This window comes from Paraliomyxa miuraensis, assembly GCF_026337845.1.
GTDB classification, from domain to species: Bacteria; Myxococcota_A; Polyangia; order Nannocystales; family Nannocystaceae; genus Paraliomyxa; species Paraliomyxa miuraensis.
Genome location: NZ_JAOVZF010000150.1, coordinates 127371 through 141305 on the forward strand (window position 1 = coordinate 127371; position 13935 = coordinate 141305).

Below are 13935 nucleotides of genomic sequence, written 5' to 3' on the forward strand. Positions count from 1 at the left end.
TGGCTCATGGGGTCAGGGGTCACGGGTGAACTCAAGCATCGGAGGACTCGGGCAGCGCCTCTTGCTCGGCCTGCATCAGCAGCGCGAATTCCACCCCCCGGGCGATCCTCTCGTCCTCGAGCGCCTGGCTCAGCTCGAGGTTGCGCTGGAGCACGTCGCGGGTCTGCGTGTCGAACACGTGGAGGTCGTCGAGCAGACCGGGCAGGCTCTGACGAAAGTAGAGCTGGGTGTCGGCGATGAAGCGCGTGCTCTGGTCGAGCGCCTCGGCCATCGCATCGAGCGAGCGCTTCATCTCCAGCATCACCACCGAGGCATCGGCGGCCGTCCCGATCGCCCGGATCTGTCCCGCCACCAGGTCGAGCTTCTCGCTGGCCGCGGTCGCGTAGGCGGTGACGTCGTTGCGAAGATTTCCGATCGTGCCGATGAGCAGCCGCGTGCTCTCCTGCAGCCGCGACAGCCGCCCTTCCGCCGTGTGATAGAGCTGCAGGCGCATGCTGTGATCGGCCATCACGCGACGGAGCCGATCGATGTTGCGCTGCATCTCATGGGTCCGGGGCCCCGGCTCGATGGCACTCTCCAGCTCGAGCTCGAGGCGATCGCGCTCCTGTTGCAGCGCCAGCACGTGCTCGGCGGCCAGGGTCTCGTTGCGGGCGGAGTCGATGATCTTGGTGTTGAGCCGCTCGAGCTCGTCGTGCAGCTCGGCCTCGGCCATACCGAGGCGATCGGCGAGCTCGGCCGCCTCCTTGACGCGAACGAGGCTCACCTCGTACTGGTGGCGCAGGATCTCCTCGACCGACTGCGGCGTGACCGCGAGCGACGAGAACCCGGGTATGCGGGCCATCGCCTCGCGAAACCGCCCCCAAACGGACGCGTTGACCCGCCCCTGCCCCAGGTGTTGGGACACCCGCCCCAGCTGCTGCACCTCGCGGGCGAGCGAGCCCGAGACCTCCGTGTTGCGGTGCTGCAGGACCTGCAGCGCCTTGACCTGGTGGTCCTGTCGCGTGCGCTCCTGCTCGATCGCCGACTCGAGCGTCGCGACCGAGATCGACTCACCCGCGTAGGGCACGTCCTTGGTCAAGAGGACCTCGACCACATCGATGGCGTCACCCATGCTCGCGGGCACGATAGCGCGATCGCAAGGGCCCGTCACCGGGCCCGGGACGGCGGCGCGCGCTCCCGTGGGGCGTGCGGTCCCCCTCGATCGCCCGTGCGACGCCCACCCGCCCATGTTATGAGATCGCTCCTGCCATGAGCCACGAGCCGCCCATCTGTCGCCGCGTGTTCCTCATGCGGCATGGACACTACGAGCGGACCGGCAACCTCGGCGACACGGTGTGGGGCCTCAGCCCGCTCGGGCGGCGACAGGCCGTGCGAGTCGGTCGCCGGCTGGCCCAGCTCGTCGACTCCGCCAGCGGTCGCTTCGAAGGGGTCTATGCCAGCCCGTGGCCGCGGGCCACCCAGAGCGCCGAGATCGCCGGCCGCGAGATGGACCTCGACAACATTCGCATCAAGCGGTACCTGCACGAGCTGGTGCCCTTGGTCGACCCCGAGCGCCCCGAGTTCAAGTCGTTTCCGATCGGGCTCGAGGCGACCCCCTCCGAGGGCCGCGTGTTCGTCGACCAGCAGATCGACAAGATCCGCGACCGCTTCTTCAAGCCCCCCACGCGTCGCTCCTTCGTGCTGCTCTTCGCCCACGGCAACCTCATCCGCTACCTCGTGGCCCGCACCCTCCGGCTGCCCTACGAGGCGTGGGCGATGATGGACATCGCCCACGCCTCCATCAGCGAGCTGCGGGTCTACGCCAACGGCTTCGAAGCCCTCATCAGCTTCAACGAGACGGGACACCTGCCCCCGTCGATGGTGACCACCGCATGACTCGATCACCCCGCCTCACCACCGGTCGCCCCCTTCGCCGGATTGGGGCCGCGCTCGGCCTCGGTCTCGCCCTGCTCGCCTCCAGCGCCTGCCAAAAGGACTCGCCGCCACCGATCCCGCCCGCCGACGAGCCCGCCCCGCAGGTGCCTCCGCTCGAGGCGGCCAGCGCCGCGATCCTCGACGCCTGGTTCCAGTCCCATCCCGTCACCGCGACCGGGCTCGGCGAGCACCGCTTCGACGGTCAGTGGCCGTCGCTCTCGGCCGCGAGCATCGACGCCGACCGCCAGCGCATCGAGGACGGGATCGGCCGCCTCTCGGCCATCGACCCCAAGAGCCTCGACGCCACCGACCGCGTCGACCTCGACATGCTGCGCAACGAGCTCGAGCTCCAGCGCTTCGCGCACGAGATCGAGCAGCCCTGGCTGCGCAGTCCCATGTGGTACTCGCAGCTCATCGGCAGCGGCCTCGACGACCTGGTCTCCCGCGACTACGCGCCGGTCGACGACCGCGCCCGCGCGGTGGCGGCCCGCCTGCAGGGCCTGCCCACGCTGTGCGAGGAAGCCATCGCCAACCTCCAGCCCGCCCAGGTCATGGGACCGCACACCGAGGTCGCCCGCGGCCAGCTCGACGGCGTGCTCGCGCTCATCGACGAGCTTCCCGCGCGCCTCGATGGCGCCGCCCCGGCCACCCTCGAGGCCGTCACCGCGGCCAGCCCGGCCGCCCGCGAGGCGGTGCAGGAGCTCCGCGAGCACTCCGAGGCCCTGCTGCCCGAGGCGGCGGCCGACTGGCGCCTGGGCAAGGACGCGTTCGAGCGCAAGCTGCGGCTCACCCTCCACACCGAGCTGTCGGCCGACGAGGTGCGGCGGCGGGCGATCCTCGAGCATGCCGCGGTCCGCGGGCGCATGGTCCAGCTCGCCACCGAGCTCGCCGACGTGCTGCTCACCCCGGCCCAGCGCCGCACCATCGATCGAAGCTCCGGCGATCGCCAGGCCGCGCTGGTGTCGGCCGTGCTCGAGGAGCTGGCCCAGGCCCACCCCTCGCCCGACGAGCTGCGCGACGTCATCGAGGCCAAGCTCGCCCGCCTCGATGCCTTCGTCCGCGAGGCGGGCGTGGTCACCCTCGACGACGGCGAGGTGCTCCAGGTGATCTGGACGCCGCCCCACCAGCGTGGGGTGGCCATCGCAGGCCTCGCGGCTCCGGGCCCGCTCGACGCCGCCCAACCCGGTCGCAGCCAGGGTCTGCCCAGCTACTACCTCGTGCAGCCGATCCCCTCCGAGTGGCCGCAGACCGACAAGGACTCGTACCTGCGCGAGTACAACGACTTCATGCTCGAGATCCTCTCGATCCACGAGGCGATCCCGGGCCACTTCGTGCAGCTCTACTACTCCAAGAAGGAGCCCTCCGGGTCCAAGATCCGCAAGATCCTCGCCAACGGCCCGTTCGTGGAGGGCTGGGCGGTCTACGCCGAGCACGTGATGGTCGACGCCGGCTACGACGGAGCCGCCCCGGCGGGAGACCGCCCCGGCTCGGTCTCCAAGCGCGTGTGGAAGGTGATGACCGAGCCTCGGCTTCGCGCCAAGGCCATCGCCCTGCACGGACTCAAGTTCTACCTGCGCACGGTGACCAATGCCCTGCTCGACCACTCGCTCCACGCGGGCACCATGGACGAGCTCGAGGCGCTCGAGCTGATGGTGTTCCGTTCGTTCCAGCAGGAGAGCGAGGCCAAGGCCAAGTGGGTGCGGGCGCAGGTGACCTCGACCCAGCTATCCACCTACTTCGTCGGAGCACAGGACTGGAAGCGCCTGCGCGAGCAAGCGCAGGCCCGTGCGTCCGCAGCCGGCGAGACGTTCGACGCCCGTGCATTCCACGACGAAGCGCTCTCGCACGGCGCTCCGCCGATCCACAGTCTTCCCCTGCTGATGGGCTGGAACGACGCACCCGCCACGCCGAGCGAGCCCTCCGAGCCCTCCGACGAGCCTGCCCTCGAAGACGAGGCCCCGGCCCCCGAGACTCCGACGTCCCCATGAGCCACGATACCCTGCCCGGTTCCTCCGTCGACCCCGTGCTCGCCGCCCTCGATCTCCGCCGAGGCACCGACGCCACCACCCTGCTCCAGCAAGCCGTCGCCCGGGCGGGCCGTCCCGCCGCGGTGGTGGTGTTCGACCTCGACTCGACCCTGCTCGACAACAAGCCGCGTCAGGCCCGGATCTTGGCCGAGTATGGCCGGGAGCACGGGATTGCCTCGCTCGCCGGCTGTCGCCCCGAGCACTGGACGGGCTGGGACTTCCGCGCGGCCATGCGCGCCGCTGGGCTGCCCGCCGACGAGGTCGAGGCCCACGTCGAGCCCTACCGCGTGTGCTGGCGCGACCGCTTCTTCACCTCCGAGTACTGCCGCGTGGACGGACCCGTGCCCGGTGCGGCGCCGTTCGTGGGCGCCGTGCGGGCCGCCGGGGCCATCGTGATCTACCTGACCGGCCGCCACGAGGGCATGCGCGACGGCACGGTGGAGAGCATGGAGCGGCTCGCCCTTCCGCTCCCCGACGACCAGGGCGTGCGACTGTGGATGAAGCCATCGCTCGACGAGGACGACGACGGCTTCAAGGCCCGCGTCCACGCCGATCTGCCCACCGTGGGCAGCGTGCAGGTGGTGTTCGACAACGAGCCCACCCACGTCAACGACTACCGACGCAGCTTTCCCGAGGCGCTGGTGATCCACCTGGCCACCGACCACTCGATGCGCTCGATACTGGTCGACCCCGGGATTCCGTCGATCACCGACTTTGGCGCGTTCGCACCGCAGGGGTAGCAGCCTCGCCAGGCTCGTCCTTGCTCTCGGGCAGGCAAAACCCCACCCGCGCACCGCCCTCCTCACGATCCTCGGCGAACGCAAGACCCCCGTGGGCTCTGGCGATCCGCTCGACCAGCGCGAGCCCCAGCCCGAGCTTGCCCCCGCCGCCACCCCGCACGAACGACTCGAACAACCGCTCGCGATCCTCGACCGGAAGCCCGGGCCCCTCGTCCTCCGCGGCCAGGTACAGCGATCCATCGCGACGGTACACCCGCAGCGCCCGCAAGCCCCCGCCGTGCACGCGCGCGTTGTCGACGAGGTTGGCCAGGGCGCGCGACAGCAGCGTGGCGTCGCCATGGATCGTCAGCGCATCCGTCTCCACCACCATCAGCTCCGGCGGGAGCTCGGCGCGCGTCAGGGCCCGAGCCACCAGCTCGTCGACCCGCAGCGGTCGGCGATCGACCTGATCGAACTCCAGCCGCGAGCTGGCCAGGAGCTTGTCCACCAGGCGGTCGACCTCCAGTACCTCGCGCTCGAGCTCGTCGAGGATGCCCGGGTCCTCGCCATCGCGGGCCAGGTCGATGAGCACGCGCATGTGCCCCAGCGGGGTTCGAATCTCGTGGCTCACCACCGCCAGCAGCTCGCGCTGGTCGGCGATCTGCTTTTGGATCCGATCGGCCATGTCGTTGAACGTGCGGGCGAGCACCGACAGCTCGCCCGGCCCCCGCGGCAGCGATGCCCGCGTCGACAGCTTGCCCTCGCCGAACGCCTGGGTCACCTGCACCAGCTGCGCCAGCGGTCGCGTCAGCCGCCAGGCGATCGCCCCCGAAGCCGCCCACAGCACCCCCAGCACTCCCAGCAAGCCGAGCCCCACTGCGGATCGATCGGCGCGGAGCGGCTCGGTCTGGCACGCGGCGAGCTCGCCCAGCACCCGACCGTCACGCACCACGGGTGCCCTCAGCTCGGCCGAGCGCGGCGGGCACGTCCCTCCGAACCGGGCCATGGTCTGGCCGTCTGCGTCGTGGAGTTCGATGGCCAGGCGCAGCTCATCCGCAGCTCGTTGGGCCAGCCGATCGCGCGCCACGGGATCGTCCCACACCTCGCCGAAGCGATGCCCCACGAACGTCGCCACGCGCTCGAGCGACTCTCGCCACCCGCCCCGCGAGCCCGACAGCGCCCCCACCGTGGTGGCCGCCACGATGCCCGACAGCAGGATCGTCACGCCGAACCACACGAAGAGCCGTCGCCGCAGCCGACTGCGCACGTAGTAGGCCAGCGGCGCGAAGCGGCGACGGCGATGCGGTTCCTGGCCATGGTGATGATGGCCGTGGTGATGGCGATGGTGATGGTGCCGATGCCCCCTCATGGCTCCCTCGCCAGCACGTAGCCCACTCCGCGGACGGTCTGGATCCGGCGAGGGGTCTTGGGGTCGTCGCCGAGCTTCTTGCGCAGCTTCGAGATGTGCACGTCGACCGTGCGCTCGCCCACCGCAACGTCGTCGCGGCCGGCCTCGGCCAGCAGCGCCGTGCGGGGCACCACCCGGCCCGCCCGTCGGATCAAGGCCAGCAGCAGATCGAACTCCAGCCCCGTCAGCTCCACGCGCTGTCCATCGACCTGCACGTCGCGTGCGGCCACGTCCACCGTGATCCCTCCGGCCGAGAGGTGCTCGCCCAGCGCCTCGGGGCGACTGCGCCGCAGCACGGCCCGCACCCTCGCCAGCAGCTCGCGGGGGCTGAACGGCTTGGGCACGTAGTCGTCGGCCCCGAGCTCCAGCCCCACCACCCGATCGGTCTCGTCACCGCGCGCGGTGAGCATGAGCACCGGGACGGGGCTCCGTTCCCGGATCCTCCGCAGCGTCTCCAGCCCATCGAGGCCCGGCATCATCACGTCGAGCAGCACGGCATCGAAGGCGCCTTGCTGCAGCGCTCGCAGTCCCGCCTGCCCGTCGGACGCGTACTGCAGCGTCACCCCGTGCTCGCCGAAGAAGCGCTCGAGCAGCGCGTGGAGACGAGCGTCGTCATCGATGAGGAGCAGGCGGAGCGACACGGGGTACCCCAACGGTAGCAGCCCGCGACGGGGGTGACCCGCCGCGGGCGTACGGGCTCAGGGGCCCTCGAGCTGCTGGGCGTGGGCTGCACAGCGCTCGGCCACCCAGCGCGCCCGATGGCCGTGCCATCCCGCGTCGGCGTCACCCCGACCGAGGGCTGCCTCCACGCACACCCGGGTCAGCCGATCGGCGTGGGCGTGGCGGCAGTGCCCACGCTGATGCGCCTCGTAGCCGAAGCCCACCACTGCTCCCACCACCAAGAGGCCCATCACCACGCGACTTCCGATGATCGCTCGCATGACCTTGCCTCCCTTCACACCATGTCTCCGCGAAACGGGTGCCAGGGGCCGGCCCCGCGATCGACGAGCTCGGCCAGCCGCTGGCGCTGCGTGTCGTCGAGCACGGCGTGGATCCGGCCCAGTGCCTCCATCACCGCCTTGCGTACCTCGGTGAGGCGCTCGTCGTGGCGACCGAACAGCTCGCCCATGACCGTCTCGTCGAAGCTCTCCGTGCGCAGCGCGGCCGCCACGTCACGTCGACTGGCGTGCCACTCCTGCCGATGCTCGCGGAGCGTCCGTCCGAGCTGCTCGAGCTCCTCGCGAACCACCGTCTGCTGATCGGGCGTCAGCTGCAGCCGGCGCATCATCATGGACAAACCGCCCCGCCACCATCGACCGCCCATGCCACCGCGGCCGTACCCGCCGCCCGCGCCCGGTCCATGCCAACCACCGGACCACGGACCGTGATGACCGTGATGCCCATGATGCCCGCCGTAGCCATCGCCGCAGCCACCGGGGCCACACCCCGGGTCGTGGCCCCAACCGCTGCCCCATCCGCTGTCCCATCCGCTGTCATGGTAGGCACGCCAGTAGCGTCGTCGCCGGGCCATGGCGCCCAGTCCCATCACACACAATGCTCCAAGGACGAATCCGAACATCTGGGTCGTTCTCCTTGGGTTCGAGCTTGAGCCGCGAGTGTTAAGCCCCAAGACCCGCCTTCATGAAGAAGTGTGAAGGCGACCTCGCCGGTCCTGCCGCGACGGGCCGCGGCCAGCGCACGTTGCGCATCCACATTCGGCCTTGCCACCAGCCGCGCACGCGATATGGTTGCCATGACGATGCACGCACGCATCCACACGACCACCACTACCGACTCGGCGTAGCCGGCCGGTGTGGTGTGTTCGCATGCGAGAACCCCCGGCCCCCGGGGGTTTTTTCGTTGGTTTACCCTCCACCACCACGCTCGGCCGTCACGCTCGGCCACCGCCACCAGACCGACCCCGCGTCACGCTTTCGAGGCATCCCATCATGAGCATCTCCGTTTCGCTCCCCGACGGCTCCGCCAAGGAGCTCCCGCTAGGCAGCACGGTCCGTGACCTGGCCAAGGCCATCTCGCCGCGCCTGGCCAAGGCAGCCGTGCTCGGCGTGGTCGACGATCGACCCGTGGACCTCGGCCACGCGCTCACCGACGGCAGCCGCGTGCGAATCGTGACCAGCGAAGACCCCCTGGGCCTCGACACGCTGCGCCACTCGGCCGCCCACCTGATGGCGGCCGCGATCCTCGAGGAAGTGCCCGGAGCCCAGCTCACCATCGGCCCCACCACGGACGACGGCTTCTACTACGACATCCACCTCCCCGAGGGCAGCTCGCTGTCGGAGTCGGACTTCCCGCGCATCGAGGCACGCATGAAGGTCCTCGCCGACGCCGACGCCCCGTTCGTGCGCTGCGAGGCCAGCTCCAAGGACTCCGAGGTCTACCGCGAGTACGTGGCCATCGACGGCGGCAACAACCCCTTCAAGCAGGAGATCATCGAGGGGCTGCAGGCCCAGGGAGCCTTCTCCGGCGCGGCGGATGCCCCCACGGTGAGCTTCTATCGCACCGGCAGCTTCATCGACCTGTGCCGCGGCCCCCACGTGCCCAGCAGCAAGTGGCTGCGACACACCAAGCTGATGAAGATCGCGGGCGCCTACTGGCGCGCCGACGCCAGCCGCGAGCAGCTGGTGCGCGTCTACGGCACGGCCTTCTTCACCAAGGAGGATCTCGACGGATACCTGCACATGCTCGAGGAGGCCCGCAAGCGCGACCACCGGGTGCTCGGCGAGAAGCTCGACCTGTTCCACTTCGAGGACGAGGCCCCGGGCTTCCCGTTCCTGCACCCGCGCGGAGCGCTGGTCTACAACACGCTCATCGAGTTCATGCGATCGCGGCTGCGCCATCACGGGTACCAGGAGGTCCGCACGCCGCTCATCCTGCCCGAGACCACGTGGCACACCTCGGGGCACTACGACCACTACATGGAGAACATGTTCTTCACGCGGCGCAAGCTGCGGGACAAGGACGACCCCGAGAAGATCCTGTCCGACGTGGAGGAGGATCGGGCCATGGCCGTCAAGCCCATGAACTGCCCGGGACACCTCATCATCTACCGGCACCGCATGCACAGCCACCACGAGCTGCCGCTGCGGATCGCCGAGATGGGCCAGGTGCACCGCCGCGAGCCCTCCGGGGTGCGCCACGGCATGTTCCGCGTGCAGTCGTTCGTGCAGGACGACGGCCATCACTTCTGCACGCCGCAGCAGCTCGAGTCCGAGATCACCATGCTGATCGCGTTCTACTTCGAGGTCTACGGGGTGTTCGGCCTCGACGACGTGCGGCTCGAGCTGTCCACGCGCCCCGAGAAGTCGATCGGCTCCGACGAGATGTGGGAGAAGGCCGAGGGAGCTCTGCGGGGCGCTCTCGAGGCGGTCGGGCGCCCCTACCAGGTCAACGAGGGCGATGGGGCCTTCTACGGCCCGAAGATCGACTTCCACATCCGCGACTCGATCGGGCGCACCTGGCAGTGCGGTACGATCCAGGTCGACTTCTCGATGCCCGAGCGCTTCGGGCTCGAGTACGTGGGCGCCGACGGCGGCCGGCACACCCCGGTGATGGTGCACAAGGCGTGCTACGGCTCGCTCGAGCGCTTCTTCGGGATCATCACCGAGCACTTCGCGGGTGCCTATCCCCTGTGGCTGGCTCCCGAGCAGGTCCGGGTGCTGCCGGTGTCCGAGAAGGTGCTCGACTACGCCAAGGACGTCGTCGCGCAGCTGCGCGAGGCCGGCCTGCGCGCCGAGCTCGACGCCAGCGACGAGCGGCTCGGCTACAAGATCCGCACCGCCACCATGATGAAGGTGCCCTACCTCGTGGTGGTGGGCGCCAAGGAGGTCGAGGCCGGGACGATCAACGTGCGCTGCCGCGATGCCGAAGACCTCGGCGAGAGCAGCGTGAGCGCGTTCGTGCAGGGGCTGCCGCCGTTCGACGTGCCCGCGCTGGTCACCTCGCTGCGCAAGCGCGCGGCGGCGGCCCGGGCGGCCGAGTAGGCCCGGCGGTGAACAACCGCTTCACGAGCGCTCGCGATGGTCGACGTCATCGCGAGCGCTCGGCCGTCAGCCACACACGGGACTCGTCGCGCTATTGCTCGGGCTCGAGGTCTTCGCGATCGACGGTGACGCTTGGCCCCCGCGGCGAAGGAGGCGCGAGTTCCTCGGGCGTGAGCAGGTGGTGGGTCGCCGGCAGCTCGCGCTCGAGCCGGTCCTTCAGCGCGCGACGACCGGAGTGCAGCGCTCGCTGCCGCAGGCGTTCCTCGATCTGGTCCTGCAGCGCCTCGATCGGCAGCGGACCCGGTGGCCACTTGCCAGTGAGCTTGATGAGGTGGACCCCGAACTTGGTCTTCACGGGCTTGGAAATCTCGCCCACGTTCAGCGAAAACGCGACCTTGGAGAACTCCGCGACCATGCGGTCCTCGGTGAAGATCCCGAGGTCGCCGCCCTTGCGCGAGCTGGGGCCATGGGAGCGCTCGCGGGCCAGCGCCTCGAAGTCGGCCCCGGGAGCGCTCATCTGCTCGTAGAGCTTGCGCGCCTCCGCCAGCGCCTTGGCCTCGGCCCGTGTGCGATCGAGCGACTCGTCGAATGGAATCAGGATGTGCGAGGCCCGCACGCGGGGCTTGGTGGAGACCCACTCGCTCTCGATGGCCGCGTAGTCCTTCTCGATGTCGGCCCGGCTCACCACCAGCGCCCCCTCGCGCTCGAGGATCAGACTCTCGCGCAGCTCGGCCTCGATCATGGCGCGCAGCGTGGCCTCGGTCTCTCCCCGGCGCTCGAGATGCGCGACCCAGTCCTCGATCCCGAGGCGCTGCTGCTCGCACCGGGCATCGATCGCGGCCGGGTCGACGTCTTCCCCCAGCGTGGCGATGGTCTGACGCAGACGCTCGTGGTGAACGAGGCGCTCCACGATGGCCTTGCGATAGCGCCGCTTGGCCGAGCTGGGGATCTCCCGTCCACGCTCGCGGTACTTCTTCTCCTTGAGCGCGTAGAGCACGTCGAACGCCGAGCGTGGGATCGGCATGCCGCCCACCACCGCGATCAGCTCTGCTCCCGGCGGTACGGCAGACGGTACGGCCGACACGGCGGGCGGCGCGGCTCGTCGCGCGGCCTCGACCTGCTGCTCCACCATCGTCACCAGCCCGCCCCCGCCGGCCTCGGCGGCCTCGGCTGCGGCCGCGCGCTCGTCTGCGATCGGCTCGCCAACATCGGCCGCCTGCTCCACGGGAGTCTCGCTCACCGAGCCTCGACTGCAGCCCGCCCCGAGCAGCATCGCGGCGAGCATGCATCCGAGCCCGCGAGCTCCCGACCGAGCACCCGGCATGCTCACCCCAGCGCGGCCTGAAGCTGCGCCCGAAGCCGCTCGATCAGCGCGGTGTCGTTGGTATCGATGACCGGAGTGCTGTCGTACTGCTCCCAGAACACCGAGGCCTTGCGCTCGTCGCCGATGCCGAGCGCCCGCCGCAGCTTGCGGTTGTCGGGCACGAACCCGCGCGAGCTGAGGTTGATGATCGTCTGGGCGATCGTCCCGTTGAGCCCGCAGATCAGCACGGCCGCCTTGTCGGGCCGCAGCTCGCCCGCCGACAGGCCCAGCGCCGCCTCCGTCTCCTCGATGCGATCGGGCTCGAGCAGCGCCTCCACGCGCCCGCCGAGCCCGGTCCACTCGGGCTCCTCCTTGGGCCGGCTGATGGTGGGGGCGTAGCGCAGGCCGTGCTCCTGGGCGAGCCGCTCGAGCTCGTCCTTGTAGCCCAGGCTCATCGAGTAGCTCGCGCCGTGGATGATGGCGATGTCGTCGAGCCGCGCCTTGGGATCGCGGAGGATCCGGCTGCGCGCGATGCTGATGAACGGCGCCAGCCCGGTCCCGGCCGCGACGCACAGCTTGACCCGCGGATCGTCGTCGCCGATGGTGTCGCGCACGGTGAACTTGCCCGTGGCCACCGCCCGGCAGTACATGCGCGCCCCGGGCTGGATCTTCCACAGCAGGTGGGTCAGCGGCAGATCCGACTCGGGCTGGCCGACGTAGCGAATGTAGAACTCGACCGTCTCACCCTCCTCGGGAGCCGACGCGATCGACATGGGGCGGCGCACCGACGGCGGGCGGGGATCGTCCTCGCCCTCGGCCGCCTCCCCCGACTCCACGCGATTGAGACCGATCGTCAGGTACTGCCCCGGCACGAACCACGGCTCGTCGGGCCCTCCCTTGCGCGTGATCTGGTCGGGGCGAACCTTGAAGATCGACAAGGCGGGCTCGAGATCGATGCGTTCGACGAGGGTGGCGTTGTACTCGAGCTGCTTGGCCATGAGCGGGCAGAGCATAGGACACTCGGCCGCGGGCGCGTACCGTCAATCGCCCTCCCGCCTCCGGTCCCGCCCACCCCGACCGTCCGTTCAGGCCCCCGCGGACGCGCCGCCCGCGGGTCCCAGCGCCCGCTCGACGACGGCCGGGGGCGGCGGTCGAGTCCTCCACGACACCACCACCAGCGCGACGATGGCCGCCAGCAGGCCCCAGGCCACGGGCAGCAGGCCCCCGAGCGGAGGCTCCAAGGTCCAGGTCGCCAACAAGATCGCGTTGCCGGCCACGACCGAGGCGATCGCTCCCGCCGCCGTCGTGCGCCGCCAGTGCAGCGCCCCATACATCGTGGGCACGAGCATCACGTAGCCCGAGAACGAGAACTTGGCGATGCCGAAGATCGAGGCTGGCCGCCACAGCACGACCAGGAACGTGACCACCGAGAGCACCAGCACGAAGCCGCGGCTCCAGGCCACCTCGAGGCGGTCGGGCAGCGTCGGGGCGAGGCGGCGGACCACGTCGCGGCTGAGCATGGAGCCGAGCGTCAGCAGCTGCGCATCGACGGTCGACATGACCGCCGCGAGCACCCCGGCCAGGGCGATCCCCTGCATCACCGGGCCCATGTGGGCCTGGACCAGCAGCGGGAAGATCCGATCGGACTGCTGCCCCTGCAGGCCCGGGATCGCCGCGGCGCCCCACACCCCGAACACCACGGCCGGCACCCACAGGAGCACCAGCGACACCGGGTAGAGCCGGCAGCTGTTCTTGAGCGCGGTGACGTCGCGAGCCGCGAAGATCCGCACCAGCATGTGGGGAAAGGCGATCACCGTCAGCGAGATCGCCAGCCCCCACGAGGCCCAGGCCCCGGGCGCGAACGGGGGGCGGTCCCCCTTGCGGAGCAGCTGCGGGGCCACCTCGCGCACGGCCTCGGTGGCGGCCGAGAACCCGCCCAGGCCATCGGCCACCGCGAAGAAGGCGACGACGATGAAGGCCATGAAGACCGCGCCCTGAAAGACATTGGTCCACATCGTGGCCTTCATGCCGCCCACCGCGGTGTAGCCGAGCGTCACCACGAGGATGAGGGCCGCCGCCACGGGCAGCGTGACCGCGTCGTGGGTCAGCGTGCTGACGGCGATCCCGACCCCGAGCACCGACGTCACGAGGTAGGGCAGCGTGTAGACCACGAAGGCCACGAACAGCACCACGCCCACCGCAGGGCTGCCCAGGCGCTCGGAGAACAGCTCGGCGGGGGTGATGGCGCCCACGCGCCGCGCCGCCTTCCAGGCCGGCCACCCGATCGCATAGAAGGTCCAGGGGATGCCCAGGGCGACGATGGCCGCGTTGAGGCCGAACACGCCCACGCCATGGTGATAGGCCTGACCGGGGATTCCCATGAGCACGAACGGCGTGACGTTGGTGCCCAGGAGCGCCATGAACAGCACCACCGTCCTCGCGGTGCGGCCGCCCAGGAAGTACTCCTCGGATCCCGTACCCGTGCGTCGATAGGCGGCCGCCCCGATCGCCAGGACCACCGCGAGGTAGACCAGGCACACCAGCAACAAGGTCGCGCCCACGC

The 13935-nt window shown here is 70.4% G+C and carries 12 protein-coding genes; 4 read left to right on the plus strand and 8 right to left on the minus strand.

Annotated features, from left to right (window positions below):
- Positions 1-31: 31 nt before the first annotated feature.
- Complete coding sequence (locus OEB96_RS17390; RefSeq protein WP_266217125.1) at positions 32-1111, minus strand: coiled-coil domain-containing protein; 1080 nt, start codon at positions 1109-1111, stop codon at positions 32-34.
- A 137-nt stretch (positions 1112-1248) separates the two neighbouring features.
- Here OEB96_RS17390 and OEB96_RS17395 point away from each other — a divergent pair, with 137 nt between their 5' ends.
- Genes OEB96_RS17395 through OEB96_RS17405 form a run of 3 tightly spaced genes read left to right on the plus strand, consistent with a single transcriptional unit; the run spans position 1249 to position 4681 of the window.
- Positions 1249-1875: a histidine phosphatase family protein gene (locus OEB96_RS17395; RefSeq protein WP_266217126.1), complete on the plus strand. Its 627-nt coding sequence runs from the start codon at positions 1249-1251 to the stop codon at positions 1873-1875.
- Positions 1872-3902, plus strand: a complete 2031-nt coding sequence (locus tag OEB96_RS17400; protein WP_266217127.1) for a DUF885 domain-containing protein — start codon at positions 1872-1874, stop codon at positions 3900-3902. The genes OEB96_RS17395 and OEB96_RS17400 overlap by 4 nt, the downstream gene beginning before the upstream one ends.
- Positions 3899-4681, plus strand: coding sequence for an HAD family hydrolase (locus tag OEB96_RS17405; RefSeq protein ID WP_266217128.1), 783 nt, complete (start codon positions 3899-3901; stop codon positions 4679-4681). The genes OEB96_RS17400 and OEB96_RS17405 overlap by 4 nt, the downstream gene beginning before the upstream one ends.
- On the opposite strand, the gene OEB96_RS17410 is transcribed toward OEB96_RS17405, so the two are convergent.
- The 4 genes from OEB96_RS17410 to OEB96_RS17425 are packed head-to-tail and all read right to left on the minus strand — an operon-like array spanning position 4647 to position 7647.
- A complete protein-coding gene (locus OEB96_RS17410; protein ID WP_266217129.1) occupies positions 4647-6029 on the minus strand; it encodes a HAMP domain-containing sensor histidine kinase in 1383 nt (460 codons plus the stop codon). The two genes, OEB96_RS17405 and OEB96_RS17410, sit on opposite strands and share 35 nt — an antisense overlap.
- Complete coding sequence (locus tag OEB96_RS17415) at positions 6026-6709, minus strand: response regulator transcription factor (protein WP_266217130.1); 684 nt, start codon at positions 6707-6709, stop codon at positions 6026-6028. Before OEB96_RS17415 ends, OEB96_RS17410 begins: the two co-directional genes overlap by 4 nt.
- Positions 6710-6766: 57 nt before the next feature.
- Positions 6767-7009 carry a hypothetical protein gene (locus OEB96_RS17420; protein ID WP_266217131.1) on the minus strand — a complete coding sequence of 81 codons (243 nt, stop codon included), beginning with the start codon at positions 7007-7009 and terminating at the stop codon, positions 6767-6769.
- A 14-nt stretch (positions 7010-7023) separates the two neighbouring features.
- Entirely contained in the window at positions 7024-7647 is a 624-nt protein-coding gene (locus OEB96_RS17425) for a periplasmic heavy metal sensor (RefSeq protein WP_323137410.1), read from the minus strand.
- A 370-nt stretch (positions 7648-8017) separates the two neighbouring features.
- Here OEB96_RS17425 and thrS point away from each other — a divergent pair, with 370 nt between their 5' ends.
- On the plus strand, positions 8018-10069 hold the full coding sequence (thrS, locus tag OEB96_RS17430; protein WP_266217133.1) for a threonine--tRNA ligase: 2052 nt from the start codon (positions 8018-8020) through the stop codon (positions 10067-10069).
- Between the two features lie 91 nt (positions 10070-10160).
- On the opposite strand, the gene OEB96_RS17435 is transcribed toward thrS, so the two are convergent.
- The 3 genes from OEB96_RS17435 to OEB96_RS17445 form a co-directional block, all read right to left on the minus strand.
- Complete coding sequence (locus OEB96_RS17435) at positions 10161-11309, minus strand: peptidylprolyl isomerase (protein WP_266217134.1); 1149 nt, start codon at positions 11307-11309, stop codon at positions 10161-10163.
- 86 nt (positions 11310-11395) lie between these two features.
- Complete coding sequence (locus tag OEB96_RS17440) at positions 11396-12370, minus strand: ferredoxin reductase domain-containing protein (RefSeq protein WP_266217135.1); 975 nt, start codon at positions 12368-12370, stop codon at positions 11396-11398.
- 87 nt (positions 12371-12457) lie between these two features.
- Entirely contained in the window at positions 12458-13933 is a 1476-nt protein-coding gene (locus OEB96_RS17445; protein ID WP_266217136.1) for a sodium:solute symporter family protein, read from the minus strand.
- Positions 13934-13935: the final 2 nt, after the last annotated feature.